This window comes from Paraburkholderia sp. RL18-085-BIA-A, assembly GCF_046027075.1.
In the GTDB taxonomy this organism is placed as follows: Bacteria; Pseudomonadota; Gammaproteobacteria; order Burkholderiales; family Burkholderiaceae; genus Paraburkholderia.
In genome coordinates, this window is the sequence record NZ_JARESU010000018.1 from 59254 (window position 1) to 86076 (window position 26823).

Annotated in this window: 22 protein-coding genes; 16 read left to right on the forward strand and 6 right to left on the reverse strand. The window is 64.5% G+C overall.

From position 1 onward, the window contains the following. The first annotated feature begins 92 nt into the window (after positions 1-92). From otsA to P0D89_RS15225, 3 genes are all read left to right on the forward strand, one after another. Complete coding sequence (gene otsA, locus P0D89_RS15215; RefSeq protein WP_408358152.1) at positions 93-1505, forward strand: alpha,alpha-trehalose-phosphate synthase (UDP-forming); 1413 nt, start codon at positions 93-95, stop codon at positions 1503-1505. Between the two features lie 49 nt (positions 1506-1554). After that, entirely contained in the window at positions 1555-2718 is a 1164-nt protein-coding gene (locus P0D89_RS15220) for an AAA family ATPase (RefSeq protein ID WP_408358151.1), read from the forward strand. Between the two features lie 234 nt (positions 2719-2952). After that, complete coding sequence (locus P0D89_RS15225; protein WP_408358150.1) at positions 2953-4023, forward strand: glycosyltransferase family 4 protein; 1071 nt, start codon at positions 2953-2955, stop codon at positions 4021-4023. Between the two features lie 391 nt (positions 4024-4414). Here P0D89_RS15225 and P0D89_RS15230 read toward each other — a convergent pair whose 3' ends face one another. From P0D89_RS15230 to P0D89_RS15240, 3 genes are all read right to left on the reverse strand, one after another. Continuing rightward, entirely contained in the window at positions 4415-5008 is a 594-nt protein-coding gene (locus P0D89_RS15230) for a BPSL1445 family SYLF domain-containing lipoprotein (RefSeq protein WP_408358149.1), read from the reverse strand. A 434-nt stretch (positions 5009-5442) separates the two neighbouring features. Further along, the gene (locus P0D89_RS15235) at positions 5443-5892 is read right to left on the reverse strand and encodes a hypothetical protein (RefSeq protein ID WP_408358148.1); all 450 of its coding nucleotides are present in this window, start codon (positions 5890-5892) and stop codon (positions 5443-5445) included. A 280-nt stretch (positions 5893-6172) separates the two neighbouring features. Continuing rightward, on the reverse strand, positions 6173-6466 hold the full coding sequence (locus tag P0D89_RS15240) for a PsiF family protein (RefSeq protein ID WP_408358147.1): 294 nt from the start codon (positions 6464-6466) through the stop codon (positions 6173-6175). Positions 6467-6917: 451 nt separating this feature from the next. Here P0D89_RS15240 and P0D89_RS15245 point away from each other — a divergent pair, with 451 nt between their 5' ends. Together P0D89_RS15245 and P0D89_RS15250 are read left to right on the forward strand one after the other, a co-directional pair. Further along, positions 6918-7214 (forward strand): YciI-like protein, encoded by a 297-nt coding sequence (locus tag P0D89_RS15245; RefSeq protein WP_408358146.1) that lies wholly within the window; start codon positions 6918-6920, stop codon positions 7212-7214. A 584-nt stretch (positions 7215-7798) separates the two neighbouring features. Then, positions 7799-8995 carry a DUF6566 family protein gene (locus tag P0D89_RS15250; protein WP_408358145.1) on the forward strand — a complete coding sequence of 399 codons (1197 nt, stop codon included), beginning with the start codon at positions 7799-7801 and terminating at the stop codon, positions 8993-8995. Positions 8996-9167: 172 nt separating this feature from the next. Here the strand turns inward: P0D89_RS15250 and P0D89_RS15255 are convergent, their stop codons facing one another. Next, on the reverse strand, positions 9168-10736 hold the full coding sequence (locus P0D89_RS15255; RefSeq protein ID WP_408358144.1) for a mannose-1-phosphate guanylyltransferase/mannose-6-phosphate isomerase: 1569 nt from the start codon (positions 10734-10736) through the stop codon (positions 9168-9170). 41 nt (positions 10737-10777) lie between these two features. On the opposite strand from P0D89_RS15255, the gene P0D89_RS15260 reads away from it, so the two are divergent. The 11 genes from P0D89_RS15260 to P0D89_RS15310 all read left to right on the forward strand — a co-directional run bounded on the left by P0D89_RS15260 (position 10778) and on the right by P0D89_RS15310 (position 24695). Further along, positions 10778-10945 (forward strand): hypothetical protein, encoded by a 168-nt coding sequence (locus tag P0D89_RS15260; RefSeq protein ID WP_408358143.1) that lies wholly within the window; start codon positions 10778-10780, stop codon positions 10943-10945. A gap of 456 nt (positions 10946-11401) precedes the next feature. Next, positions 11402-12799, forward strand: coding sequence for an undecaprenyl-phosphate glucose phosphotransferase (locus tag P0D89_RS15265; RefSeq protein ID WP_408358142.1), 1398 nt, complete (start codon positions 11402-11404; stop codon positions 12797-12799). 84 nt (positions 12800-12883) lie between these two features. Next, the gene (locus P0D89_RS15270; RefSeq protein ID WP_408358141.1) at positions 12884-14341 is read left to right on the forward strand and encodes a UDP-glucose dehydrogenase family protein; all 1458 of its coding nucleotides are present in this window, start codon (positions 12884-12886) and stop codon (positions 14339-14341) included. Between the two features lie 52 nt (positions 14342-14393). Further along, positions 14394-14855, forward strand: coding sequence for an arsenate reductase/protein-tyrosine-phosphatase family protein (locus P0D89_RS15275; protein WP_408358140.1), 462 nt, complete (start codon positions 14394-14396; stop codon positions 14853-14855). Continuing rightward, positions 14849-16057 (forward strand): polysaccharide biosynthesis/export family protein, encoded by a 1209-nt coding sequence (locus P0D89_RS15280; RefSeq protein ID WP_408358139.1) that lies wholly within the window; start codon positions 14849-14851, stop codon positions 16055-16057. Before P0D89_RS15275 ends, P0D89_RS15280 begins: the two co-directional genes overlap by 7 nt. Positions 16058-16194: 137 nt before the next feature. After that, positions 16195-18393, forward strand: a complete 2199-nt coding sequence (locus tag P0D89_RS15285) for a polysaccharide biosynthesis tyrosine autokinase (RefSeq protein WP_408376897.1) — start codon at positions 16195-16197, stop codon at positions 18391-18393. Between the two features lie 61 nt (positions 18394-18454). Then, positions 18455-19396 carry a glycosyltransferase family 2 protein gene (locus P0D89_RS15290; RefSeq protein WP_408358138.1) on the forward strand — a complete coding sequence of 314 codons (942 nt, stop codon included), beginning with the start codon at positions 18455-18457 and terminating at the stop codon, positions 19394-19396. A 91-nt stretch (positions 19397-19487) separates the two neighbouring features. Further along, on the forward strand, positions 19488-20717 hold the full coding sequence (locus P0D89_RS15295; protein ID WP_408358137.1) for a glycosyltransferase: 1230 nt from the start codon (positions 19488-19490) through the stop codon (positions 20715-20717). Between the two features lie 3 nt (positions 20718-20720). Then, the gene (locus tag P0D89_RS15300) at positions 20721-22202 is read left to right on the forward strand and encodes a glucose-6-phosphate isomerase (protein ID WP_408358136.1); all 1482 of its coding nucleotides are present in this window, start codon (positions 20721-20723) and stop codon (positions 22200-22202) included. Beyond that, on the forward strand, positions 22199-23428 hold the full coding sequence (locus P0D89_RS15305) for a glycosyltransferase family 4 protein (RefSeq protein WP_408358135.1): 1230 nt from the start codon (positions 22199-22201) through the stop codon (positions 23426-23428). Before P0D89_RS15300 ends, P0D89_RS15305 begins: the two co-directional genes overlap by 4 nt. Positions 23429-23528: 100 nt before the next feature. Next, positions 23529-24695, forward strand: coding sequence for a glycosyltransferase family 4 protein (locus tag P0D89_RS15310; RefSeq protein WP_408358134.1), 1167 nt, complete (start codon positions 23529-23531; stop codon positions 24693-24695). 92 nt (positions 24696-24787) lie between these two features. Here the strand turns inward: P0D89_RS15310 and gmd are convergent, their stop codons facing one another. Both gmd and P0D89_RS15320 read right to left on the reverse strand, forming a co-directional pair. Beyond that, a complete protein-coding gene (gene gmd, locus P0D89_RS15315) occupies positions 24788-25831 on the reverse strand; it encodes a GDP-mannose 4,6-dehydratase (protein WP_149670384.1) in 1044 nt (347 codons plus the stop codon). Between the two features lie 163 nt (positions 25832-25994). Further along, entirely contained in the window at positions 25995-26732 is a 738-nt protein-coding gene (locus P0D89_RS15320) for an SGNH/GDSL hydrolase family protein (RefSeq protein ID WP_408358198.1), read from the reverse strand. Positions 26733-26823: the final 91 nt, after the last annotated feature.

The following is a 26823-nucleotide window of genomic DNA, read 5'->3' on the forward strand; positions in this document are numbered from 1 at the left end:
AGCGCTCGCTCGCGGGAAGCTCACCTAGCCCAACGCCGCAGGCCCCCGACGCACACTAGCCCGCGCCGTGCGAACCAAGGAGGACATCCAACATGGGCCGACTGATCGTCGTGTCGAATCGCGTCGCAACGCCGACGGAAACCAAGGGATCGGCGGGCGGCCTCGCGGTCGGCGTGTTCGGCGCGCTGAAGGATGCGGGAGGCGTGTGGTTCGGCTGGAGCGGCGACGTGGTCAGCGAGACCGTCGCCAATGCCGGTCCGACGCTCGAGCAGGACGGCGCGGTGACCTTCGCAACCGTCGGCCTCACGCGCAAGGACTACGACCAGTACTATCGCGGCTTTTCCAACGCGACGCTCTGGCCGGTGTTCCACTACCGCAACGACCTCGCCCGCTACGAGCGCGAGGAGTACGCCGGCTACCGGCGCGTCAATGCGTGGCTCGCGCACAAGCTGATCAAGCTGCTCGAACCCGATGACGTGATCTGGATTCACGACTACCATCTGATCCCGTTCGCCGAGGCGCTGCGCAACGAGGGGGTCACGAACCGCATTGGCTTTTTCCTGCACATCCCGTTTCCCGCGCCGCAAATCCTGCTCAACATTCCGCCGCACGAAGAACTGGTGAAGTCGCTGTCGTGCTACGACCTGCTGGGCTTCCAGACCGCCACCGACGAACAGGCGTTCCAGGATTACGTGACGCGTCACGCGCGCGGCACGGTGCGCGCGGACGGCGTTGTCGAAGCGTTCGGGCGCAAGCTGCGCACCGGGGTCTACCGGATCGGCGTGTTTCCCGACGAAATCGCCGAACAGGCCAAGCGCTACGAAAGCCGCCAGCATGTGCTCGACCTGAAACAGAGTCTCGAAGGGCGCAAGCTGATCATGAGCGTCGACCGGCTCGATTATTCGAAGGGGCTGGTCGAGCGCTTCCGCGCGTTCGAACATCTGCTGGAGCGCTCGCCTGAATGGCGCGGCAACGTCACGCTGGTGCAGATCGCGCCGCCGACGCGTTCGGACGTCGCCACTTACCAGAAGATCCGCCAGGACCTGGAATACGAAGCAGGACGAATCAATGGCCGCTATTCGGGCCTCGACTACACGCCGATCCGCTATCTGAACCAGCAGTACGACCGCTGGAAGCTGATGTCGCTGTTTCGCGAATCGCAGATCGGCTTCGTCACGCCGTTGCACGACGGCATGAACCTGGTCGCGAAGGAGTATGTCGCCGCACAGAATCCCGACGACCCCGGCGTGCTGGTGCTGTCGATCTTCGCGGGCGCGGCGGCGGAGCTGACCGGCGCGCTGCTGGTCAATCCGCATGACGCGATCGGCATGTGCGAGGCGCTGCAACGCGCGTTGCAGATGCCACTCGACGCACGGCAACGGCGTCACGAGATCAACATGGCGGCATTGCGCAAGAACGATCTCGGCGTGTGGCGCGACACTTTCCTCAACGATTTGCGCAGCGTGCCCCTGCAGAAGCCGGGCGAGGATGGCGGCCACAAGTGATGGAACGCGCGCTTGAGGTGCGGGTAGCGTTCGAACGATCGGCGGCCGCATGCTGACCACGTTGGCTGTCGCGGGATACCGGTCGCTACGCGAGTTGATCGTGCCGCTCGGACGCCTGAACGTGATCACCGGCGCGAACGGCAGCGGCAAGTCGAGCGTGTATCGCTCGTTGCGCCTGCTGGCGGAAACGGCGCGCGGCGGGGTGATAACGTCGCTCGCCCGCGAAGGCGGCTTGCCGTCGACGCTCTGGGCCGGTCCCGAGCGCTTTTCGCGGGCCATGCTGACGGGTGACGCGCCGGTCGAGGGCACGCGCCGCAAGGACCCGGTCAGTCTCCGGCTCGGCTTTTCCGGCGATGAATTCGGCTATGCGATCGACCTGGGTTTGCCGCCGCCGATGCCGAGCAAATTCCTGCTCGACCCGGTGATCAAGCGCGAGTGCATCTGGAGCGGGCCGGTGCTGCGGCCTTCGGCCTTGCTGGTCGACCGTCACGGTGTCGCCTTGCGCACGCGCGACGAGAACGGTGACTGGCAGACCGTGCCACAACCGGTCGCGAGTTTCGACAGCATGATGACGGAGTTCTCCGACCCGCGCAGCGCGCCCGAAATGATCACGGTGCGCGAGCAGATCCGTTCGTGGCGCTTCTACGACCATTTCCGCACCGACGCCGAAGCGGCCGCGCGTCTGCCGCAGATCGGCACGCATACGCCGGTGCTGTCGAACGACGGCGCGGATCTTGCCGCGGCCTTGCAAACCATCCGCGAGATCGGCGACCCGGCCGCGCTCGACGCTGCGATCGACGACGCGTTTCCCGGCTCGCAATTGGACGTCACGACCCGCGACGGCCGTTTCGAAGTCGAGATGCGCCAGCACGGCCTGCTGCGGCCGCTGAAGGGCGCGGAACTGTCGGACGGGACGTTGCGCTATCTGCTGCTGGTCGCCGCATTGCTGACGCCGCGTCCGTCCGCGCTGCTGGTATTGAACGAACCGGAGACGAGCCTGCACCCGGACCTGCTGCCGGCGCTCGCGCGGTTGATCGCGCGGGCGTCCGCGCACTCACAGGTACTGGTGGTGTCGCACGCGGCGCGGCTGATTGCGGCGCTCGAACGGGAGGAGGCGAGCCAGTCGATCGTGCTGGAGAAGCATTTCGGCGCCACGCGTATCGCCGCTGCCGACGAGCGCGAACTGCCCGCGTGGAAGTGGCCATCGCGTTAGCTACGGCGCGAGCCGGCGCGCATGGCTGGATGTAAGCCGATTGTAACAACGCAGAGCAAATGCAAGACCAGGGGGCTTTTTGCCGGACACCAGGGAATAATGCTCCGATGCCAGTGGTGCACGCGAGCGTGCGGTACCGCCCGCATTGATCGGAGGTAACGGCGCTGTCATACTCGGCGTCGCTGATGCGCACCGCCACGAGGCGCAAGCCATCAGTACATGGAGACACACAATATGAAAATTGCGCAGATCGCCCCCCTGACCGAATCGGTGCCGCCCAAGCTGTATGGCGGCACGGAACGCGTCGTGTCCTACATCACCGAGGCGCTGGTCGAGCTTGGCCACGACGTGACGCTATTCGCAAGCGGCGACTCCGTCACCAGCGCGAAGCTCGAACCGGTGTGGCCACGCGCGCTGCGCCTGGACCCGGGTATTCGCGACCGCATTGCGCCGCATATGCTGCTGATGGAATTGGTGCGCCGCCAGGCCGAAGAGTTCGACGTGCTGCATTTTCACCTCGACTACTACTCGTTCTCGGTCTTCAAACGCCAGGAGACGCCGTTCGTCACGACGATGCACGGCCGTCTCGATTTGCCCGAGCAGCAGCCGGTATTCGACACCTTCAACACCGCGCCGGTGATCTCGATCTCGAACGCGCAGCGTCATCCGCTGCCACAGGCGCGCTGGCTCGCCACCGTCTACCACGGCTTGCCCGAGCAGCTCTACACGCCGCAACCGGTCGAGCAGAAGTACCTCGCGTTTCTCGGCCGCATCTCGCCGGAAAAGCGCGTCGATACGGCGATCCGGATCGCCGGCCGCTGCGGCATGCAGATTCGCATCGCCGCGAAAGTGGACGCCGCCGATCGCGAGTATTTCGACCGCGACATCCGGCCGTTGCTGGACTTGCCGCACGTCGAGTTCATCGGCGAGATCGCCGATAACCAGAAAGCCGAATTCCTGTCGGGCGCGCACGCATTGCTGTTCCCGATCGACTGGCCGGAGCCGTTCGGTCTGGTGATGATCGAAGCGATGGCGTGCGGCACGCCGGTGATCGCATTCAACCGCGGCTCGGTGCCGGAGGTGCTGGAAGACGGCGTGACAGGGTTTATCGTCGAGGACGAGATCGGCGCGGTGGCGGCGGTCAACCGTCTGCACAAGATGCCGCGTGCGGGCGTGCGGCAGCGCTTCGAGGAGCGCTTCACGTCGCACCGGATGGCGCAGCAGTACGTGGACGTGTATCAGTCGGTGATTCGGGCGCAGAAGCGGTCGCGCTTCAAGGTGATTGATACGTCGGCGGGGAGCTGAGGGTGCGCTTGAGGGTGCGTTGCCCGTTCATGCGCTGAAGCAGGCAGCGTTTTGCAAAGCGTGGCATGGTGAAAAAGAACGGCGGTGTGCGATGCGCACCGCCGTTTTTTATCGTCGCTTCACATTGGGTGGATTGTGCTGCCGTCGGATTGCGGCGGCGAAGCTATAGAGGGTGGTGAAGGGCGGTAAAGGCAGCGAAGGGTGGCTTGCGGCGCGGCGCGACCGGCAGTTCAACAGGCCTTTCGCCGCGGCGTCCGCCACGATCCAAACGGATGCAAATCCGACGAAACAACCGCAGCCTGCGCAGGCTTGCGTCTGACCCGGCAACGGCGGCTCACGAAACCGGGCGGATCAGACGCACACCCCGCAGACCAGCAAGCAGATAAGCCGCTCAGATCTTCAGCCGCGAGACCTTGGTGCCTTGCAGCGATAGGTCACCCATCAGGCCGGCGTTGGTCAGCACGAACACCTGGACCGGTGCGGTGGCGGTGGTCGTATCGATTGTGCCGTTCGCGCCAACCTTCACCAGCGCGACGGAGGCATCGCCGCCGACCGACCAGCCGTCCGCGTTGCGGAATTTGTCCAGCGAGTCCTGCGTCATGAACAGGAAGATGATGGCCTTGGACTGCGCGCCCGCCTGCAGGCCGAAAGAGCCGGAAACCGTGCTGTAATAGCCGACCGAGGTGCCGGCCACGCGCAGCGCGCCTTCACCGTACTGGCCGCCGACGACAAAGCCCGCTTGCAGAACCGAGGGGAACACGAGCACACCGCGCGCCTTCGAGACCAGTTCACGCGAACCGTTCACCGTCGTGAAAAGCCGCGACAGCGTGCCGTCGACCGCGGCGTCAATCGACTGGCGCTTGGATGCATCGGTGGTAGGCGTAGCGTTGTTGCTGCTGCGGGACGTCGTTGTGCAGCCAGCGAGTGCAAGGCCTCCGAAAGCGAGCGCAGTGGTCGTCTTCAACATGAAGTTTCGTCGTTGCATCGTTTTTCTCCGTATGGTTCCGAGGCGCAACCTGGGGCGATATCGCCGCGGTGCCTTTGAGTTATATCACACGCAAGCATAAAAGGCGTGCTTCGCCGTTTCGCGAAAAGCCTTGTGCGGCGGGGCTTTGCGGCTAATCGTAAGAAGTCGCGCTGTAAATTTGACCGGCTCGGCGGGACGGCGGGAGCAGCGCGCGCCGCGTGTTCGATGGCGGTTCTGCAGATCTTTACCTCGAGCGAAGCTGCCTTGCGCTCGCGGTCCTCGGGCCGTGCGAAAGGCGCGTTTTTACCGATTTTTCGGGTCTCTACTCAGCGTTGAAATCTAGCTGAAAGTGTTGCCCGGATGCCGCAGTCCGGCGTGTTGTCGACTGTGTATCGAGGCGAGCTGTATTGATTCGATTACGCCGCCGCGCTTCGTGACAGCCAGGTGCCGCCTCATCCGTGATTCGCCGGGCTCTTCACGGGCGGCGGGCGCCGCAGCGCGCGGCGCACCATGCCGATCAGCACGCCGATCAGAAACAGCACGACCGCCGGTACGACCCAATAGCCGACGAACGCGTGCCACAGATAAGCCATCAAGATGGAGCGGCGCACGCTGTATTCATTGCGCGCGTCCTGCTGGCGCGGCGCATTGGCGGCCAGCACGTCGGCCGGACAGCCGGCGGCTTGCGCCTCGTCGGGCTTGCCGTGGCAGCGCGCAGGCGCGCCGGCGGCGCGTTGTGCATCGGTGAAATTCCAGGTGGTCAACGCGCGGTCGAGGTCGACGGCGTTGTACGCCATTTCCTCGCGGATCTCGTTGACCGCAACGATCGCCACGGGCACGGCCCAGAATATGATGACGACCAGCCACCGCCTCAACCAGCGGTTTTTATGCTTCGATACCATCCTTGCCTCCAATCGATGCTCAGCAGCACCAACGACAAGATGGCGGCCCGTCTAATGTTGTATATGGGGTGGGCCGTCTCCGCAGCCATCATAGAAGAAAACGGCGCGCGCCGTCGGGCGGACTACGAAGGGCGAGACGAGGAAGGTGAAGCGGAAGATGCGGCGGATGGGGAAGCAGAGGGTGAAGGGCCACGCCGGAAAACCGCGCGGCCCTGATCGAGCGATGAGCGCTCAGGTGCCGTGTCCGCGGCACGTCGCGTGAGCAGAGCAGGGCCGGTGTTCAGTTAGCGGGCGCGGACGACAGGCAGGTCTTCATGAACGCCTTGCGATCGTCGCCCTTCTTGTCGGCGGCTTGCGTGTTGCACACCTTCATCTTCTCCTGCTGGGTCATCGGCGCGGCGGCCGGCTTCGCGGACAGGCAGGTTTGCATGAACGCCTTGCGGTCATCGCCTTTCTTGTCACCTGCCTGCTTGTTGCAGTCGGCCATTTTTGTCTGCTGGCTATTCGCGGCGAACACCGGCGAAACGAGAACAGCGCCGAGCACCAGCGTAGCGATTGCGGATTGGATTTTCATGTGACACTCCATCGGTGGTGAAAACGTTTTTGGTCGTTCATGCGCGCGGGCGTCAACGCCATCCAGGGGCCCCTTTGCACGATCATTATGGCAAATGCTGTATGCCAGAACGGACACAAACACAAATCGGTTGACAGACACCCCCGCTCGTTTTCCCCTGGTGAAGGGGCGAGGGCCGCGGGCGCCCGCTTGAAACAGGCGAATGACCGTGATGTCGAAAAATGTTATGCAATCCGGATCAATTAATCGGACTGCTTCATGTGAATTGAATTAATCGTTATTTGGTTGGCCGAATAAAAATTGAAATGCCATATGCATTGATTAGAATAAAAATCAATAAATAATCGGCACAAAATTCCGCGGTGGTTCAAAGTGGTAATATTGACTTCAACGCGGGCGAATCTTCGTCTCTCTTCGCCCCGTCTCTGACGCAAGCCATAGGAGGCTCGCCATGCACTATCTGTTGATGTATGACCTTGTGTCCGACTATCTGGAACGCCGCGCCGAGTATCGCGACGCGCATCTGAAACTCGCGTGGGCGGCGGCGGAACGCGGCGAATTGCTGCTCGCCGGCGCATTGACCGAGCCGACCGACGGCGCCGTATTGCTGTTCGAGGGCGATTCTCCCGCTGCCGCCGAAGCCTTTGCCAGAGCGGATCCATATGTACTTTCCGGACTCGTGGCGGGTTGGCGCGTGCGTGAATGGATGACGGTGGTAGGCGAGCGCGCGGCGAAACCGGTGCGCTAACAGCGGGACCAACGCAGCTGCGTCGAGAAGCGCATGAAGTGGCCGGGAGCGCGCATGCGCCGGCACTGTATCCGGCTCTATCGGCGCACGGTTCCGATCATCTCAACGTGCCATTCTTGCGTCGCTTCGGGTGCTGTCTGAACGACCTTCAAACTATCAAAATGCATTGAAATACCGTTTCGATCAGGTGAGCTATTCGTAAATCCAATTCGTCGCGATCGTGTATCGTAGTGCCGAACAATCACGCGCCGTACCGCGCGCACCGCACACGACTTCTGTGACGGCAATGCGTGAAATGACGCAGCGAAAAGGACAAGATTGTTTCTATCCGTAACACTTGTCTCAATGGTATTCATGCAAACCCTGGGATGGTATGCTTCGTGCACAATTTCTCCCATGCACGAGTGAGACCACGTTCTGTGCTTCGCTATAGGGACAAACCGCACTATACCGGGGCGGTATTGACCAGCCGACAGAACGTACAAAACATATTTGTGCAACCGAGGACCGCACACGGATCGTGAAAGCTGAATCCGTGGCAGGTCCAAAGCCGCGGCCAGGCCGAGCCGCGTGGAGAAAACCCAATGTTTTTCGATGAGCTAAGCAATGACGAATGGGCGCTGCTGGCAGCGCTTGTCTCCGATGAGCCGGCCGTCCGTCTGAACCGACGCGGCCGGCCCCGCGCGGAACCGCGTATCGTGGCCAATGCCGTGCTGTGGATTCTGACCACCGGCGAACCCTGGTCGAAGCTGCCGGGCCGCTATCCGTCCGGCCCCACGTGCCGGCGTCGGTTTGAAGAATGGCAACTGAACGGCACGCTGCTGGAGATGGTCCGGCTGTTGTCGCAAACGGGGCGGCGCACGTTCGCCTATATTCCTCAGCCGGCGCCTCCGGTCGGGGCCAAGCCGGCGGCCAAACCCGCTCCGGTTGCGGCGGAAGCACCCAGCATGCGCGACGAAGGTCTGCGTGGCGTGTCGTGGAAAAGTCCCGAGTCGTGGCAGACGCCAGGCGTGTCGAGCACGCTGAGCCACTGGCGTTCGGCCGATCCGATCGCCGACATCACGCGGCAGTTGTCCGGTGTCGCGGATGCGGCTCCGGTCACGCGCACGCCGGCAACATCCGCTGCATCCAGCACATGGCCCGTGATGCGCGCCGCCGTGCCCGCCGACAACAGCAGCAGCGAAGCGCTCGCGGTCGGCGCTGCGATGGAGCGTCTCGATGCGGCGATCGCATCGGCACGCCACTCGGAAGCTCCGGACGATCGACGCAAGCCGCTGTCGATGAGTCTCGCGCCGCGCGGCACGCAGATCGCCGGCCCGTACGGCTATCTGATCTACGTCGTGGCGGAGCAGGTGCCCAACGCGATGTATCGCGGGTGGACGGAAATCATGAAGGACGGCAAACGCGTCGAGCGTTCCGGCCTCGTCGGCCCACGCTTCGCGGACGCGCACGCGGCTGAGCAATACGCGCTCGAATGGGCGCGGCAGTGGATCGACCGTGAACGCCTGACGCAGGCCGCCGGCGAGTGCGTCGACAGCACGCATGCGCCGTCGGCGTATGCGCCGAGGCAGCCGGCTCGTCCGTTGCCCGCGTTGCGTCACCTGCCGGAGCCCGTCGCGGTGAATCATGGTGCGCCGTTGCATGGTCCGCTCAATGCATTTCGTGGACCGCTGCGCCGATATCCCGGTGACGCGGCCGCCGCAACAGCCTCGCCCGACAGCAACAGCGCAGCGGATCGTTTTCCATCGTCGTACACAGAACTGATCTCCCACGCGGGATGAGCACGGCTGTAAGCGCGGCTGCAAGCACAAGCTGTCAGCATGACTGTCGGCACGACCGAAAACACTGAAAACATCGTCGTCGGCACAGCAGTTCCCCGCGGCTGGTAGGAGCAACCGCCGCAGGTTCCCGCTTCATTCGTTGTGGTTCAGCTGTGTCACCTGGTTTGCCCGGTCACTGGCGTCCATACGTGTCGTCGAAGCGCACGATATCGTCTTCGCCGAGATACGAGCCGGACTGGACCTCGATCATTTCGAGCGGCATCTTGCCCGGATTCTCCAGGCGGTGCGTGACGCCGAGCGGAATATAAGCCGACTCGTTTTCGGAGACGATAAAGCGCTCTTCGCCTCGCGTGACGAGCGCCGTGCCGCGCACGACGATCCAATGTTCAGCGCGGTGATGATGCATTTGCAGCGAGAGCCGCGCACCGGGTTTGACGACGATGCGTTTGACCTGGAAGCGCTCGCCGGTGTCGACGGAATCGTAGTTGCCCCAAGGACGATGCACCTTGCGATGGTTGGCCGCTTCGACACCGCCCTCGGCGCGAATCCGTCCGACGATCTTCTTGACGTCCTGCACGCGCGACTTGTCGGCGACGAGAATCGCGTCGGCCGTTTCGACCACCACGAGATCCTGTGTGCCCACGCAGGCGATCAGGCGTCCTTCCGAATGCGCGAAGGTCGACGATGCGCCTTCGAACATCACGCGGCCGCGGCTCACGTTGTGATCGGCGTCCTTCTCCGAGATGTCCCAGATCGCGTCCCACGAACCCACGTCCGACCAGCCCGCGTGCAACGGCACGACCACGCCGGACGCGACGCTTTGATCCGCGCCGAGCTTCTCCATCACCGCGTAGTCGATCGAGTTGGACGGCGACGCGCTGAACGCGTCGCGTTGCAGACGGAAGAAGTCGCCGTCCGCCTTGCCGCCCGCGAAAGCCGCGGCGCACGCTTCGTAAATGGCCGGCTGGAAGTGGCGGATGGCTCTCAGCCAGGTCGACGCGCGCATGATGAAGATGCCGCTATTCCACCAGTACTCCTGCGATTGAACGTAGCGCTGCGCCAGTTCGAGATGCGGCTTTTCGACGAAGCGGTCGAGCTGGCGAGCGACGATCTTGCTTGATGCTTCGTTATCCGTAGCATCCGTATGATCGGCCGCATGAGCCGCCGACGAACCCAGCGCCGCTCCGATGCGAATGTAGCCGTAGCCGGTTTCTGCACGGGTCGGCACGATGCCCATCGTGACGATGCGGCCGGCCGCCGCTTGCTGCACGCCGGCGGCCACTGCCGCATGAAAACCGTCGCTGTCGGTGACCGCGTGGTCGGCGGGCATCACGACCATGATGCCGTCCTCGTCCTGCGCGGCGATCGACAGCGCGGCGGCCGTCAATGCCGGCGCCGTGTCGCGGCCGGTCGGTTCGAGAATCAGCCGGGTCGGCTTGCCGCTCGTGCGCAATTGCTCGGCGGTGGTGAAGCGCTGTTCTTCATTGGCCACCACGACGAGTTGTTCGGTGAGTGGATAACCGGATTCGAGTCCGTCGAGACGGCGCGTGGTGGATTGCAGCAGCGAGTCTTCGCCGAGCAGGCCGATCAGCTGTTTCGGATGCTGCTCGCGCGACATCGGCCACAGCCTTGTACCGGAGCCCCCCGCGAGAATCACAGGATGAACCTTGAGCTTGACGTTCAGGGGCGTAGCTTGCGTGGACCGGGTGTCGGCGGGCGTGGCCGTGACCGGAGCTGTCATGGTGAACTCCTCGAGGCTGGGTGAATGCGTGGAGTTTTATCATGAAGTCGGGAATCAATAAAAGCGCGTTAAATGCAAACGGTATAAACCGGCCGAATAAAAATAATCCATTTGATGAAGGAAAAATGTCCGGTCGATTTATCAAAAAGAAAAATTACCCGAAAAAAATCGGCGGCAATTTTTTTATCGCCGGTTCTGCGCGAGAATAGTGCCGAAAGGTGAGACGCAAGCTTCGCCGATCACAGCGGAACGAGACCAGAACTGCCTTACAGATAGGCCAGTGCAGCGCCTGAAGCGCACCCCAACTCGGTAACAATTACCGAATAAAATCCAGAAAAAATGCCGAAAATTGACCGATACAATTTGAGATATTTTGCGGTCTTGCAGTACGAATTTTAATACCGCCTTATCTATACCTGTACAAGGGTATTCACTCATTCCGACACAGATTTTTCAATCCGGCCATTCAGGCGGGATTCGGGCGCGATTTAGCCGAATCACGGATCGGGAAATAGAAGGGCAATCGCACCGCTTCAATCAGTTTCGCGTCGCGCGGGGTTTGGCGGACGCGGTTACCGGCGTGGCGTGCCTGCCGGTTACAGCGGAATGCGACGGACCTGATCAACCAACGGATGGCACTTGACTGACGAACTGAGGGGCAGCTCATGCTGAGCGTTCTATCGAGAATCATCGACATCGCCATGGTCGCGCTCGGCGCCGCCATCGCGGCGGCCGTGCGCAGCGGGAAAGTGGTGTGGCTGGACGATATGCAAAGCGTCTCGCTCGCGTTCGGCTGCCTGCTGGTGGTGGTGTTCTTTCCGGCGCTGGGCATCTATCAGTCATGGCGCGGCAAGCCGCTCTACGATCTGCTGTCGCGCGTAGCGGGCGGCTGGGTGATGGTGGAAATCACCGGCGTGCTGATCAGCTTCAGCCTGCACCGCTCGGACAACCTGTCGCGGCTGTGGCTCGTGTATTGGGCGGTGGCGACCATCGTGCTGCTGATCATCACCAAGGTGATCGTGTATTCGATCCTGCGCGGGCTGCGCCGCGAAGGTTTCAATCAGCGCGCGGTGGCGATCGTCGGCGGTGCGCCGTATGGGCGCTTTCTGATCGAGCAGATGCGCAGCCGTCCGGAAGCGGGCTTTAGCCCCGTCGTAGTGTTCGACGAGGACGGCACGATCAACCCCTACGAAGACCCCGACGCGGCCGACGCGATCGAAGGCGTGCCGGTCGAGCGCGACTATCAGCGGATGATCCAGCTCGTGCGCCAGCGCGCGATCCGCGAGTTGTGGCTGGCGCTGCCGATCTCGAAGGAGAAGGCGATCCATCGCTTCGTGATTGACCTGCGCAACGACTTCGTGAACATCCGCTTCATACCGGACGTGCGCAGCCTGACGCTGTTCAATCAACCGATGGTCGAATTGCTAGGCGTGCCGGCGATCAACCTGGCCGCGTCGCCGATCACCGATCTGCGCGTGCTGCCCAAGCGCGTGTTCGACCGCCTGTTCGCGCTGGCCGCATTGACCGCGCTGGCGCCGCTGATGCTGGCGATCGCCGCGATGGTGAAGTTGAGTTCGCCGGGTCCGGTGTTCTTCCGCCAGAAGCGCAAGGGCATCGACGGCAACCAGTTCGAGATCTACAAGTTCCGCTCGATGAAGCTGCACAAGGAAGAGACCGGCAAGATCACCCAGGCCACGCGGCGCGACCCGCGCATCACCGCGGTCGGCGCGTTCCTGCGGCGCACCAGCCTCGACGAGCTGCCGCAATTCATCAACGTGCTGCGCGGCGAGATGTCGGTGGTCGGCCCGCGTCCGCATGCGCTCGAACACGACGACATCTACAAGGATCTGGTGAAGGGCTACATGCACCGCTACCGGATCAAGCCGGGCATCACCGGATGGGCGCAGATCAACGGCTATCGCGGCGAAACCGACCGCATCGAAAAGATGATGGGCCGCGTCAAGCTCGATCTGTACTACATGCAGCACTGGACCTTCTGGCTCGACATCAAGATCGTCGTGCTGACGCTGTGGAAGGGCTTCGCGGGCAGCAATGCTTACTGAGTCCGGCTACTGAGCCCCGGTCATGCGACGCGCCACGCCGCGTGACCCACTCCTGAATCAACTCCATTTTCCGAGGTGTAATACATGAACCTGACGATCATCGGTAGTGGCTACGTAGGCCTCGTGACGGGCGCATGTCTGGCCGACATCGGCCACGACGTGTTCTGTCTCGACGTCGATCAGCGCAAGATCGACATGCTCAACAACGGCGGCGTGCCGATCCATGAACCGGGTCTGCAGGAAATCATCGCGCGCAATCGCCGCGCAGGGCGCCTGAAGTTCTCGACCGACATCGAGGCCGCGGTCGCGCACGGCGACATCCAGTTCATCGCGGTCGGCACTCCGTCCGACGAGGACGGTTCCGCCGACCTGCAATACGTGCTGGCCGCCGCGCGAAATATTGGCCGGCATATGACGGGCTTCAAGGTGATCGTCGACAAGTCGACGGTGCCGGTCGGCACGGCCTCGCGCGTGCGCGAGGTGGTTGCCGCCGAGCTGGCCGCGCGCAACCTCGATCACATGTTCTCGGTGGTGTCGAATCCGGAGTTTCTGAAAGAGGGCGCGGCGGTCGATGACTTCACGCGGCCCGATCGCATCGTGCTCGGCTGCGACGAGGACGTGCCGGGCGAAAAGGCGCGCGAACTGATGAAGCGCCTTTACGCGCCGTTCAACCGCAATCGCGAACGCACGCTGTACATGGACGTGCGCTCGGCCGAATTCACCAAGTACGCGGCCAACGCGATGCTCGCCACGCGCATCTCGTACATGAACGAGCTGGCCAATCTGGCTGACCGCGTCGGCGCGGACATCGAAGCGGTGCGTCGCGGCATCGGCTCCGATCCGCGTATCGGCTACGACTTCCTGTATGCCGGCTGCGGCTACGGCGGCTCGTGCTTCCCGAAGGACGTGCAGGCGCTGATCCGCACCGCCGCGGACCACAAAGCGAACCTGCGCATTCTCGAAGCGGTGGAAGCGGTCAATGAGACGCAGAAGCGCATCCTCGCGCAGAAGATCGTCGCGCGTCTGGGCGAGGACCTGTCGGACCGCACGTTCGGCGTGTGGGGCCTTGCGTTCAAGCCGAACACCGACGACATGCGCGAAGCGCCGAGCCGTGCGCTGATCGCCGAACTGCTGCGCCGTGGCGCGCGCGTGAAGGCCTACGACCCGGTCGCGATCGACGAATCGAAGCGCGTGTTCGCGCTCGATCTGCAGGACGTGCCGCAGCAGCACGCGCGGCTGTCGTTCGTGAAGGAAGAGATGGAAGCGGCCGAGGGCGTCGATGCGCTGGTGATCCTCACCGAATGGAAAGTCTTCAAGAGCCCGGACTTCGATTCGCTCAAGAAGATGCTGAAGAAGCCGCTGATTTTCGACGGCCGCAATCTGTACGAGCCGGATGCGCTGCTCGAACTCGGCATCGAGTATCACGCGATTGGCCGGCAGCATGCGTTGCGCAATGCGCCGGCGAGAGTCGGCGCGCACGCGCTGCCGCACGGCGAAGCCGACGCGGATGCGGTGAATGCAACCGCCGCCGCGAATCACTAGGCCGCGAGGCCACCGAGCCACCCGGTCACCGCACGCCTCCCAGGAGCCCGCCATGTTCGCCAACGTTCTGATTGTCTGTCATGCCAACGTGTGCCGTTCACCCGCCGCGGAAATGCTGTTCAAGGCAAAGCAGAGCGCGGCGGTCCAGGCGGGGCGCGCGGCGGCGCCGATCGCGTTTCATTCGGCGGGCCTGCGGGCGATGAACGGCCACGGCATGGACCCGGTGATGCAGCGCCTGCTTGCAGAGCGCGGCGTCGCGTCCGGCATTCATTACTCGCGGCGTCTTGACCGCCAGCTCGTGCGCGCCGCTGATCTGGTGCTCGTCACCGAGCGCGCGCAGGTGAGCGGCGTCGAAGCGCTCGATCCGGCCTCGCGCGGCAAGGTCTATGCGCTCGGCAAGTGGGAAGACGATTCCGACGTCGCCGATCCGCACGGCGGCGCCGAAACTGCATACAGGGAGAGTCTCGTGCTCATCGAACATCTGGTCATGGGATGGCTGAAAAAAATATGCTGATGAAAAAACTCACTGCAAACTCACTCGCGAGTTTCCGCGCGAAATTCGCCGCCTCGCTTTTGCTGACGTCCTTTCTGTCGGCCTGCGCCACCGCACCGGGCAACTTTCTCGACACGTCGCGCCTGAAGGAAGACGGTCAGAGCGCGCCCACCGAAACGTATCCGGTCCATCTGATCGACGCCAGCCTGATCGTCTCGCAGGCGCAAGCCGCCGCCGCGAAGACCCAGGTGCTGCCGACCTCGAATCTGACCGACCCGTCGCAGTACGTGTACCGGCTTTCGCCGCAGGACATTCTCGGCATCACCGTGTGGGATCACCCTGAACTGACCACCCCGCAAGGCAGCACGCTGTCGGCGGGCGGCAACACCACGCAGTCGATCGGCGGTGCGTTGCAGCAGCCGTATACGGCGGCGCTCCCTGGCCAGGCCGATCCGTACGGCCAGACCATCGCCGCCGACGGCACGATCTTTTTCCCGTTTGTCGGCCGCATCAAGGCTGCCGGCAAAACCACGAGCGAGCTGCGCGATCAGCTCGCAACCGGGCTGGTGCGCTATATCCGCAATCCGCAGGTCGACGTACGCGTGCTCTCGTATCGCGGCCAGAAAGTCCAGGTGACCGGCGAAGTGAAGACCCCGGGACCGCTTGCTATCAGCGACGTGCCGCTCACGCTGGTCGACGCGATCACGCGCTCGGGCGGTACGAACCCGGACGCCGATATCCAGCGCGTGCGCCTCACGCGCAACAACAAGCTCTACGTGCTCGACGCCGACCGCATGCTCGATCGCGGCGACACCACGCAGAACGTGATGCTGCAAAACGGCGACATGATCAATGTGCCGGACCGTACCGACGCCCGCATCTTCGTGATGGGTGAAGTGAAGACGCCGATCCAGCTGCCGATTATCCGAGGCCGGATGACGATCGCCGACGCGCTGACGCAGGGTGGCGGCATCCTCGACACCGACGCCAATCCGCGTCAGATCTTCGTGATGCGCGGCATGCGCGACCATCCGACCACGCCGGAAGTATTCCGCCTCGACATGACGCAACCGGACTCGATCATGCTGTCCTCGCAGTTCCAGTTGCAGCCGCTTGATGTCGTGTATGTCGGCACCGCTGCTTCGACCACCTTCAACCGTGTGTTGCAGCAGGTCCTGCCGAGCGTGCAGACGCTGTTCTACCTGAAGCAGCTGACGCGTTGAACCTCTGAGTAGACAGGCCCGCGCCGCCCCTAAGTGGGCGCGGCGCGGGACCGAAGCAAAACGCAGAAGCAATGCAAGAGCAAACGCCGAAGCAACCGATACGGGATCGAATTGTGAGCAATCAAATCTCTCCACACATGGCTGGTCCGATCAAGACCGAAGAAGAGGACGTCGTCCTCGGACAACTGGTGCAGGTGATCCTCGACGACATCTGGTGGCTGCTCGCGATCGCCGGCGTGATCATCGCGATGGCCGCCGCGTACTGCTACCTCGCCAAGCCGATCTATTCGGCCGACGCGCACGTGCGGGTCGAGCAGTCCGACAACACGTCGCAAGCGCTCACGCAGACGCAGACCGGCGCCGCGATCACCACCGGCTCCAGCTCGCTGCCGACCGACGCCGAAATCGAAATCATCAAGAGCCGCGGCGTGGTCGGCCCGGTGGTGCAGCAGTTGAAGCTGAACTTCAGCGTCACGCCGAAGACGATTCCGCTGCTCGGCAGCATCGCTGCGCGCATGGCGACGCCTGGCCAGCCGGCGCGTGCGTGGCTGGGACTGAGCTCGTATGCATGGGGCGGAGAGAACGTCGAAGTCGATTCGATCGACGTGACGCCCGCGCTCGAAGGCCAGAAGCTGACGCTGCGCGTGATCGACGACCAGCACTACCTGTTGTATGCGCCCAACGGCGCGCTGTTGCTGCGCGGCCAGGTCGGCCAGCAGGCGCAAGGCGGCGGCGTGACGATGCTCGTCAAAACGCTGGTCGCGCGTGCTGGCCAGGAATTCACGGTGGTGCGCTCCAACGACCTCGACGCGATCACCGCGTTCCAGTCGGCCATCAGCGTACAGGAGCAGGGCAAGCAGACCGGCGTGATCCAGATCTCGCTGGAGGACAAGAGCGCCGAGCACGCGGCGCTGGTCGCCAATGCGCTCGCGCAGTCGTATGTGCGCCAGCACGTGTCGAACAAGCAGGAAGACGCGATCAGGATGCTCGACTTCCTGAAGAGCGAAGAGCCGCGCCTGAAGTCCGATCTCGAACGCGCCGAAGCCGCGTTGACCGCGTATCAGCGCCAGTCCGGCTCGATCAACGCGAGCGACGAAGCGAAGGTGTACCTTGAAGGCAGCGTGCAGTACGAGCAGCAGATCGCCGGCCTGCGCCTGCAGATGGCGCAACTGACCGAGCGTTACGGCGACGACCACCCGCTGCTCAAGGCCGCGCGTGAACAGATGACCGAGTTGCAGGCGCAGCGCGCCAAATACGCGGACCGCTTCCGCGATCTGCCCGCCACCGAAGTGAAGGCGGTGCAGTTGCAGCGCGACGCGAAGGTCGCCGAAGACATCTACGTACTGCTGCTCAACCGCGTGCAGGAGCTGTCGGTGCAGAAGGCGGGCACGGGCGGCAACGTGCATATCGTCGACGCCGCGCTGCGTCCCGGCGCGCCGGTCAAGCCGAAAAAGATGCTGATCCTGTCGGCGGCGGTGATTCTCGGGCTGATCGCGGGCACGGGTTTCGTGTTCATGCGCCGCAATATGTTCAAGGGCATCGACGACCCCGATCACATCGAGCGCGCGTTCCATCTGCCGGTGTTCGGCCTCGTGCCGCAAAGCGCCGAGCAGGCGCAACTCGAAAGCGCGTTCCAGCGCGGCGGCGAACGGCTGCGCTCGGTGCTGGCGAACGCGCGTCCGAAGGACGTGACGATCGAAAGCCTGCGCAGCCTGCGCACCTCGATGCAGTTCACGATGATGGATGCGCGCAACTGCATCGTCATGCTGACCGGCCCGATGGCCGGCGTCGGCAAGAGCTTCCTGACGGCCAATCTCGCGGTGCTGCTCGCCAATTCGGGCAAGCGCGTGCTGCTGATCGACGGCGACATGCGGCGCGGCGTGCTCGAACGCTACCTCGGCGGCCCGCAGGACAACGGCCTGTCCGAACTGCTGAGCGGCCAGATCTCGCTGGAAGAGGCGATTCGCATCTCGAACATCGAAGGCCTCAGCTTCATCTCGTGTGGCCGCCGTCCGCCCAATCCGTCGGAGCTGCTGATGTCGCCGCGTCTGCCGCAATACCTCGACGGGCTCGCCAAACGCTACGACGTGATCCTGATCGACACGCCGCCGGTGCTGGCCGTGACCGATGCGTCGATCCTCGGCGCGTATGCCGGCTCGACCTTCTTCGTGATGCGCTCGGGAATGCACTCCGAAGGCGAGATCGCCGGCGCGCTCAAGCGTCTGCGCGCGGCGGGCGTGCACGTGCAGGGCGGCATCTTCAACGGCATGCCGGCGCGCTCGCGCGGCGGCTACGACCGCGGCTATGCGGCGGTTCAGGAATACCTGAGCACCTGAGCGCCGCGCGCGCTCCGAACGCTCTGACTCCAGCGCAACGACGATAAAAAAGGACATCACGATGAAAGTGACGGTACTGATTCCGACCTACCGCCGCCCGGCCGATCTGGTGCGCTGCCTCGCGGCGCTGCAACGACAGTCGCGCGTGCCGGACGAAGTGGTGGTGGTGGCGCGCGCCGACGACGACGCGACGCATGCGTGTCTGCGCGACCCGGCCGTGCCGGGCAAGCTGCCGCTCGTGATCGCGCCGGTCGGCGTGCCCGGCCAGGTCGCCGCGCTCAATCGCGGGCTCGATGCCGCGAGCGGCGACGTGATCGCGATCACCGACGACGACGCCGCGCCGCACGCCGACTGGGTCGAGCGGATCGCCGCCGCGTTCGCGAGCGACGCGCGTCTGGGCGCGCTCGGCGGGCGTGACTGGGTGCACGAGAAGGGCCGCGTGCTGGACGGCGAGCGGCCGCTGGTGGGCAAGGTGACCGCGCACGGCAAGATCATCGGCAATCATCATCTCGGGGTGGGCAGCGCGCGCGAAGTCGACATCCTGAAGGGCGCCAACATGAGCTACCGGCGCGACGCGGTACGCACGATCCGCTTCGACGCACGCCTGCGCGGCGCGGGCGCGCAGGTCCACAACGACATGGCGTTCAGCCTCGCGGTGAAGAACGCCGGCTGGAAGCTGATGTACGACCCGCGCGTGGCGGTCGATCACTTCCCGGCCGAGCGTTTCGACGACGACCGCCGCGACGCGCAAACCATGACGGCATTGCGCAATGCCGCGTTCAACTTCCATCTGATCCTGCGCGACCAGTTGCCGCCGCTGCGCCGCGAAACCGCGTGGTGGTGGTGGACGCTGGTTGGCACGCGGCTCTATCCGGGGCTCACGCATGCGGCGCTCGCGCTGGTTTCGAAGCAGGCGGGGCTGAAGCTGTCGCGCTGGCGCGCGGTGCGCAACGGCGCGCACGAGGCGCGCCGCGCGCTGTCGCGAGTGACCCGAGCCGCGTGAGCCACGCCGCAACCCCCACGTTCGCGCATCGGCCTGGGGCCCCCGCCAGGGCCGCCGATGCCTCTTTCCACCGGCAGAGCGGAGTGTCTGCATGAGTACGAAAGTTCACGTTCATCTGTTTTACGGCGCCGACCCGCGTTTTTACCGGCCGGGCGACAACATCGGCTGTCTGTACGGCTATCACCACGCCGAGTCCGATGAGTTCAAGCTGACCTATTCGCAGGACGCGCGCGAAGGCAAACCGGTGCGGCTGCTGCGCCGCGCGCTGAAGGCGGCGCTGGGGTTCGACTTCATCCACACGTGGCGCAACCGCGCCGAGATGCTGCGCTCGGACGTGATCTGGACGCACACCGAACAGGAATGGCTGTCCGCCGCGCTGATGCTGCTTTTGAGCGGCCGCAAGGCGGGCGCGGGCGCGTCGCCGCTGCTGCTCGCGCAAAGCGTCTGGCTGCTCGATAAGTGGCCTACGTATGGGATTTTGCGCAGCTGGCTGTATCGCAAGCTGATGCGCCGCGCCGATCAGCTGACCACGCTCGCCAGCGAAAACGCCGGGCTGTGCCAGCGCTATTTCGGCCGTGACGCGCAGCCGCTGCTGTACGGCCTGAACACACGCGACTTCCCCGTCAACGCGCCGGCGCAATGGACGCCGCATACGCCGCTGCGCATCGCCGCGATCGGCAACGACCGCGACCGCGACTGGGAGACGCTCATCAAGGCATTCGGCAACGATCCGCGCTACACGGTGAAGCTCGCGACGCGGCGGCGCATACCCGCGTCGCTGCGCGCGCCGAACGTGGAGATCGCGCTATTCTCGGGCATCAAGAAGCAGCACGAACTGTACGACTGGGCCGATGTGATCGTCGTGCCGTTGCGGCCGAATTCGCACGCTTCGGGCATCACCGTGATGCTCGAAGCGGCGGCGGTCGGCAAGCCGATGGTGGTGACGAACGTCGGCGCGTTGCAGGATTATTTTCCGGCGGACGAGGTGGCCTATATTCCGCCGTTCGATCCGCAGGCGTTGCGCGACGCGGCCGACAAACTCGCCGCATCGCCAGCCGACGCGTTGCGCCAGGCGCAGGCGGCGGCTGCCGGTTTGCTGTCGCGCGATCTGACCACGCAGCACTACGCGATGCAGCACGTGCGGATTACGCGGGAGATGCTGCGCGCGCGTGCGCAGGGCGAGGCGAACACGCAGACACAAACGCAAACACAGGCACGCACGCACGCGCAAGGGCGTACCCCGACCGCCGCCCAGACCCACGCACCGAAGCCCGCGCAAACCCCACGCGCGCCCGCGCGCGAATCACGCGGAGGCCTCTGAACGATGTCGACGATTCCGCGAGCCGGCGTTCCCGACGCTTCGGCAGCAAGCGGCCCCGCGCGGCTGCTGTCCGGCAGCCGGCGCGACTGGCTGCCGGCGCTGTTGCTGTGGCTGGTCACGGCGGTGTTGATCGTCGCGCATCAGGGCACGGTGCTCACGCTCGCGTTTCCGGTGCTCGCGATCCTCACGGGCCTGTGGCTCTACTTCAAAAGCCCGGCGCGCTACATCGGCTTCATGTGGTGGCTGTGGTTTCTGAGCCCCGAAGTGCGGCGTCTGGCCGACTGGTCCAAAGGCTCGTTCACGCCGACCAGCCTGATCCAGGTCGCGCCGCTCGCGGTCACGATGATCAGCGCGCTGTCGCTGCTGCGCTACTACAAACTGCTCGCGCAGCGGCGCGGCCTGCCGGTGCTGCTGATCCTGCTCGGCCTCGTCTACGCGTTCATGGTCGGCGTGATGTCGAGCGGCCCGCTCGCGGCCACCTACGACCTAGCCAACTGGCTCTATCCGATCCTGATCGGCTTTCACATCATGGCGCACACGCGCCAGTATCCGCAGTACCGCGACACCATCGTCAACACGTTCATCTGGGGCATGCTGGCGATGGGCGGCTACGGGCTGATCCAGTTCTTCATCATGCCGCAGTGGGACGTGCTGTGGATGCTCGGCTCGCAGATGAACTCGCAAGGCGACCCTGTGCCGATGGGCGTGCGCGTGTTCAGCACGATGAATTCGTCGGGACCGTTCGCGTTCGCGATGATGGGCGCGATGGTCTTCGTGATGGCGGCGACCCACCGCGTGCGCTGGGTCGCCGCGGCGCTCGGCTTCTTCGCGTTCGCGCTGAGCCTCGTGCGCTCGACGTGGGGCGGCTGGGTCATCGCGCTCTTGATCCAGCTCGTGAAGGCGAACAACAAGGTGCGCGTGCGCATCGTCGGCAGTGCGGTGCTGCTCGCAGGCCTGTGCGTGCCGCTGCTGGCGGTCGGCCCGGTGGCCGAGCGGATGCAGGCGCGCCTTGACACCATCGTCAACCTGAACGACGACCAGAGCTACGCCGCCCGCAACGAGTTCTACGCGACCTTCGCGAAGACCGCGTTCACCGACGTGGCCGGCGAGGGCATGGGCGCGACCGGCACCTCGACCAAGCTGTCGAACGACGGCGGCCAGCTCGGCCAGTACGGCAACTTCGACAGCGGCGTGATGAACATCCCGTTCGTGCTCGGCTGGCCCGGCACGCTGCTGTACATGTCGGGCATCGTCTGGCTGCTCACGCGCGCGGTGCTCGCGTCGTTCAAATTGCGCGACGACAAATTCGTGTCAGCGTGCCTGAGCCTGAGTCTCGCGACCTTCGCGATGCTGGTGTTCACCAACTCGCTGGTCGGCACCGGCGGACTTCTGCTTTTCATGAGTGTTTTTTCGATTCTTTCCGCGGTCCATCACGACAAGATGAATCGCCGCCGCACGCCATTTCTCCACGGAGGCACTGATTGAGAGTCGCCATTGTCACGCACGTAGTGCGCCATAACGACGGCCAGGGGCGCGTCAACCACGAGATCGCGCGCGCCGCCCTCGACGAGAACATCGGCGTCACGCTGGTCGCGTCGCACGTCGCGCCTGAGTTGCTCGCGCATCCGAACGTCCGCTGGGCGCCGGTGAAAATCGGCCGCTGGTGGCCCACCAATCTGCTGCGCCAGCAGGTGTTCGCGTTCAAGAGCGCGCTGTGGCTGCGCGCGCATCGCCTCGAATTCGACGTGCTGCACGTGAACGGCTTCATCACGTGGATGCCCGCCGACGTCAACACGTCGCACTTCGTGCACAGCGGCTGGTTCGGCAGCAAGTACTACCCGTTCGGGCTGACCAAGGGCGTGTGGTCCGCGTATCAGTCGGTGTATACGCGCTGCAACGCGTTGCTCGAACGCTGGGCCTACCGGCGCTCGAAAGTCATCACGGCGGTGTCGCAGAAGGTCGCCGACGAAATCCGCGCGATCGGGCTGACGCCCCACAACCGCGTGGACGTGATCTACAACGGCGTCGACACGCAGGGCTTCGCGGCGGCCACCGGCAACCGCGAGAAATTCGGCCTGCCGAAGGACGCGTTCCTGCTGCTGTTCGTCGGCGACCTGCGCACGCCGCGCAAGAATCTCGGCACTGTGCTGGCCGCGCTCAAGCATCTGCCGGAGCACGTGCAGATCGCGGTGGCGGGCTTCCTGCCGGGCAGCCCGTATCCGGACGAAGCGAAGGCGCTCGGCATCGCGCATCGTGTGCATTTTCTCGGGCTGGTCAAGGAGATGCCGGTGCTGATGCATTCGGTCGACGCGTTCGTGTTCCCGTCGCGCTATGAGGCGATGAGCCTGTCCCTGCTCGAAGCGATGGCGGCCGGCTTGCCGGTGGTCACCGCGCGCACCGCGGGCGGCGCCGAGATCATCACGCCGGAGTGCGGCATCGTGCTCGACGATCCGGACGACCCTAAGGCATTGGCCGGCGCGGTCGCGCGCCTCGCGGGCGACGACGACGCGCGCCGCGCGATGGGCATCGCCGCCAATCAGCTCGCCACCGGCTTCGGCTGGGCGCGCATGGCCGCGCAGTACATCGCGCTGTACCGGCAGTTGGCCGGGCAACAGGAAAACCGCCGGCGCAGCGAGGCGGAAGCGTCGGCGGCCGCCAAGACCGACGCGTTGACGCTCAACACGCTGGCCGGACAGAAGAGCGCGGAATGACGCAACGCGTATCGGTGCGCCAGCTCGCTGCGACGTGCTGTGCCGCGCATTCACTCGGCGCTTCATCAACACAACTCTCAGAACGCACAGGGGCAAAACCATGACGACGAGCTCAATCAAATCGCTGCAGATCGGGATGCACTGGTTTCCCGAACGCGCGGGCGGCCTCGACCGCATGTACTACTCGCTGGTCGGCGCGCTGCCGGGCGCGGGCGTCGCGGTGCGCGGCGTGGTGGCCGGCTCGCCGAAAGTGGCCGCGGACACCGGCGGCGCCATCAATGGCTTCGGTTCGGCCGCGCAATCGCTGCCGTTGCGGCTGATGGCGGCACGCCGCGCGCTGCGCCAGGAAATCAGCATGTCGCGGCCGGATGTGATTTCGTCGCACTTCGCGCTGTACACGTTTCCGGGACTGGACGTGACGCGCGGCATTCCGCAGGTCTCGCATTTTCAGGGGCCGTGGGCCGACGAGAGCCACGTCGAAGGCGCGGATTCGCTCGGCCAGCGCGCCAAGCGCTATCTGGAGCAGTCGGTGTATGCGCGCTCGTCGCGGCTGATCGTGCTGTCGGACGCGTTCGGCAAGATTTTGACGTCGCGCTACCGGATCGCGCCGGAGCGCGTGCGCGTGGTGCCCGGTTGTGTCGATGTCGAGCAGTTCAATCTGCCGATCACGCCCGCCGAGGCCCGTCTGAAGCTGCAATTGCCGCAAGACCGGCCGATCGTGCTGGCGGTGCGGCGTCTCGTTCGCCGCATGGGTCTCGAAGATCTGATCGACGCGGTGAAGCTGCTCAAGCGCAGCGCGCCCGACGTACTGTTGCTGATCGCGGGCAAGGGGCGGCTCGAAGGCGAGTTGCAGGCGCGCATCAGCGCAGCGGGGCTGGAAGACAACGTGAAGCTGCTGGGCTTCGTGCCCGATCAGCATCTGGCGGCGCTGTATCGCGCGGCGAATATCAGCGTGGTGCCGACGGTCGCGCTCGAAGGCTTTGGGCTCATCACGGTCGAATCGCTCGCGTCGGGTACGCCCGTGCTGGTGACGCCGGTGGGCGGGTTGCCGGAAGCGGTGGCAGGCTTGTCGCCGAATCTGGTGTTGCCGGAAACGGGCGCGAAGGCGATCGCGGACGGGCTGGCGGGGGCGCTGAACGGCTCGCTGAAGCTGCCGGATGCGGATGCGTGCCGCCGTTACGCGCGTGAGAACTTCGATAACGCGGTGATCGCGAAGCGGGTAGCGTCGGTGTATAGCGAGGCGATCGCGGCGGGTGGGGTGCACTGAGTTTGCCGGTTGCCGTCAGCGTGTGGCGGCAACCCACGGCGCAAAAAAACGCGGCCAACCGGCCGCGCTTTTTTTTTCACAGAGGTTCGAAATCAGAACGTCTCGTGATGCTCGTTGCGGCCGATGTCCGCGTGAACCATCATGTGGCACAGCTGTTCGAGCGTGGTTTGCGGCTGCCAGCCGAGCGTGTCGCGGGCCTTGTCCGCGCAGCCGATCAGCAGGTCCACTTCGGCCGGTCGATAGAACTTCGGATTCACGCGCACCAACGTCTTGCCGGTCGCGACGTCGATGCCGGTTTCGCGCTCGTCCTTGCCCGACCATTCGATCTGATAACCCGCGGCGGCGAACGCCATGCGCACGAAATCACGAACCGTCTCGGTGCGGCCGGTGGCGAGCACGAAGGTGTCGGGCGTGTCGGCTTGCAGCATGCGCCACATCCCTTCGACGTATTCGAGCGCGAAGCCCCAGTCGCGCTGCGCGCTCAGGTTGCCCAACTCCAGCACGTCCTGCTTGCCGAGCTTGATCTTCGCGACCGTGTCGGTGATCTTGCGGGTGACGAATTCGCGGCCACGCAGCGGCGATTCGTGGTTGAACAGAATCCCGCTGCTCGCGAACAGGTTGTACGACTCGCGATAGTTGATGGTCGACCAGTGCGCGAACAGCTTGGCGACGCCGTACGGGCTGCGCGGATAGAAGGGCGTGCTCTCGCGTTGCGGAACCGCCTGCACGAGGCCGAACATCTCCGACGTCGACGCCTGGTAGAAGCGCGTCTTCGGGCTCAGAATGCGCAGGCCTTCCAGCAGATTCAGCGCGCCGACGCCGGTCACTTCCGCAGTGGTCACGGGCTGGTCGAACGAGACGCCGACGAAGCTCTGCGCGGCGAGGTTGTACAGCTCGTCGGCCTGTGCGCCTTCGAGCAGGCGCAGCGTGGAGCCGAGGTCGGTCAGGTCGTGTTCGACCAGCCGCAGATTCGGATGGTCGAGCACGCCGAGCTCACGCATGCGCCAGAAATTGACCGAGCTGGTGCGCCGGTAAGTGCCGGTCACGTGATAGCCCTTTTCGAGCAGCAGTTTGGTCAGATAGGCGCCGTCCTGTCCGGATACGCCGGTGATGATCGCTTTGCGTGGTTGGCTCATAGCTTGCCTTCGAGATTGTTAAAAGAAAAAAGGAAGAAGCATTCGCGCCGGTCAGGGCGCATTTCATCGGCACACTCGGAAGCGCATTTCAGAAGCACGATCCGCGAACGTCGCCAGTGGGAGTCACCAGCGGGGCCTCGCGAAGCGCGCTTGAAAAAGAGCTTCAGAGCGCGGCGTCCAGCAGTCGCCGCACCAGAGGTTCGACGACCTGATAATCCTGTTCGGCCTTGAGCCGGTACAGGTCCGGCTTCGGATGCGCGCCGTCGGACATCAGCGTCTGCCAGTCCGGCAGACGGCTGACGTAGGCGAACTGGTCGACGAGCGGCACTTGCTGTTCGGCGGCCACGCGGCGCGTCATCGCGACCATCGCGGCGAGCCGCGCGTTGAGCTGGTTGTCGGGCATCGGATTCGAGGTCTGCAGAACCGGCTGCTTGCCGAGCGCGCGAGCGGTTTTCACGAGCGCTGTTTCGGCTGCGTAGAACTGCTCGGGCGTCTGGTTCTGCATCACTTCGTTGATGCCGTAGTTGATCAACACGATCTGCGCAGGCGACGCCGCGAGGCGTTCTTGCCAAGGCAGACCGGCGCTCGGGCCGGCGCGCCGGTTGCCGGTGCCGTCGCGCAGTTGCGTGGCCATCGTGCCGCCTACGCCGAAGTTCTCGACGCGCACGCGATCGCCGTAATGCGTGTGCAAGTCCTGTTGCAGATAAGACACGGCGTTTTGCGGCTGCGGCCCGCAGTGGCCTTCGCTGCAGGTGATGCCGAGCGTGGTCGAATCGCCGTATGCGTCGATCCGGATTTGCGTTTGTGCCTGCGGCTGCGGTGCTTGCGGCTTTTGCGCCGCGTTGGCACGGACGGAGAAGGCCGCAGGTGCTAGTGCGAGTGCGAACACAAGCGCGCTCATCAATGCACCCACGAGCGGATTCACACGCGCCCGCACAAGCGAACCTGACGCCGACGCCCCAGCGCTCACGCTCGCGCGAACCCATTCACGG

What these genes read in the sequence shown, in the direction of transcription:
- otsA (WP_408358152.1), top strand. Translation starts at nt 93, where the DNA reads ATGGGCCGACTGATCGTCGTGTCGAATCGCGTCGCAACGCCGACGGAA.
- P0D89_RS15220 (WP_408358151.1), top strand. Translation starts at nt 1,555, where the DNA reads ATGCTGACCACGTTGGCTGTCGCGGGATACCGGTCGCTACGCGAGTTG.
- P0D89_RS15225 (WP_408358150.1), top strand. Translation starts at nt 2,953, where the DNA reads ATGAAAATTGCGCAGATCGCCCCCCTGACCGAATCGGTGCCGCCCAAG.
- P0D89_RS15230 (WP_408358149.1), bottom strand. Translation starts at nt 5,008, where the DNA reads ATGCAACGACGAAACTTCATGTTGAAGACGACCACTGCGCTCGCTTTC.
- P0D89_RS15235 (WP_408358148.1), bottom strand. Translation starts at nt 5,892, where the DNA reads ATGGTATCGAAGCATAAAAACCGCTGGTTGAGGCGGTGGCTGGTCGTC.
- P0D89_RS15240 (WP_408358147.1), bottom strand. Translation starts at nt 6,466, where the DNA reads ATGAAAATCCAATCCGCAATCGCTACGCTGGTGCTCGGCGCTGTTCTC.
- P0D89_RS15245 (WP_408358146.1), top strand. Translation starts at nt 6,918, where the DNA reads ATGCACTATCTGTTGATGTATGACCTTGTGTCCGACTATCTGGAACGC.
- P0D89_RS15250 (WP_408358145.1), top strand. Translation starts at nt 7,799, where the DNA reads ATGTTTTTCGATGAGCTAAGCAATGACGAATGGGCGCTGCTGGCAGCG.
- P0D89_RS15255 (WP_408358144.1), bottom strand. Translation starts at nt 10,736, where the DNA reads ATGACAGCTCCGGTCACGGCCACGCCCGCCGACACCCGGTCCACGCAA.
- P0D89_RS15260 (WP_408358143.1), top strand. Translation starts at nt 10,778, where the DNA reads ATGAAGTCGGGAATCAATAAAAGCGCGTTAAATGCAAACGGTATAAAC.
- P0D89_RS15265 (WP_408358142.1), top strand. Translation starts at nt 11,402, where the DNA reads ATGCTGAGCGTTCTATCGAGAATCATCGACATCGCCATGGTCGCGCTC.
- P0D89_RS15270 (WP_408358141.1), top strand. Translation starts at nt 12,884, where the DNA reads ATGAACCTGACGATCATCGGTAGTGGCTACGTAGGCCTCGTGACGGGC.
- P0D89_RS15275 (WP_408358140.1), top strand. Translation starts at nt 14,394, where the DNA reads ATGTTCGCCAACGTTCTGATTGTCTGTCATGCCAACGTGTGCCGTTCA.
- P0D89_RS15280 (WP_408358139.1), top strand. Translation starts at nt 14,849, where the DNA reads ATGCTGATGAAAAAACTCACTGCAAACTCACTCGCGAGTTTCCGCGCG.
- P0D89_RS15285 (WP_408376897.1), top strand. Translation starts at nt 16,195, where the DNA reads ATGGCTGGTCCGATCAAGACCGAAGAAGAGGACGTCGTCCTCGGACAA.
- P0D89_RS15290 (WP_408358138.1), top strand. Translation starts at nt 18,455, where the DNA reads ATGAAAGTGACGGTACTGATTCCGACCTACCGCCGCCCGGCCGATCTG.
- P0D89_RS15295 (WP_408358137.1), top strand. Translation starts at nt 19,488, where the DNA reads ATGAGTACGAAAGTTCACGTTCATCTGTTTTACGGCGCCGACCCGCGT.
- P0D89_RS15300 (WP_408358136.1), top strand. Translation starts at nt 20,721, where the DNA reads ATGTCGACGATTCCGCGAGCCGGCGTTCCCGACGCTTCGGCAGCAAGC.
- P0D89_RS15310 (WP_408358134.1), top strand. Translation starts at nt 23,529, where the DNA reads ATGACGACGAGCTCAATCAAATCGCTGCAGATCGGGATGCACTGGTTT.
- gmd (WP_149670384.1), bottom strand. Translation starts at nt 25,831, where the DNA reads ATGAGCCAACCACGCAAAGCGATCATCACCGGCGTATCCGGACAGGAC.
- P0D89_RS15320 (WP_408358198.1), bottom strand. Translation starts at nt 26,732, where the DNA reads ATGAGCGCGCTTGTGTTCGCACTCGCACTAGCACCTGCGGCCTTCTCC.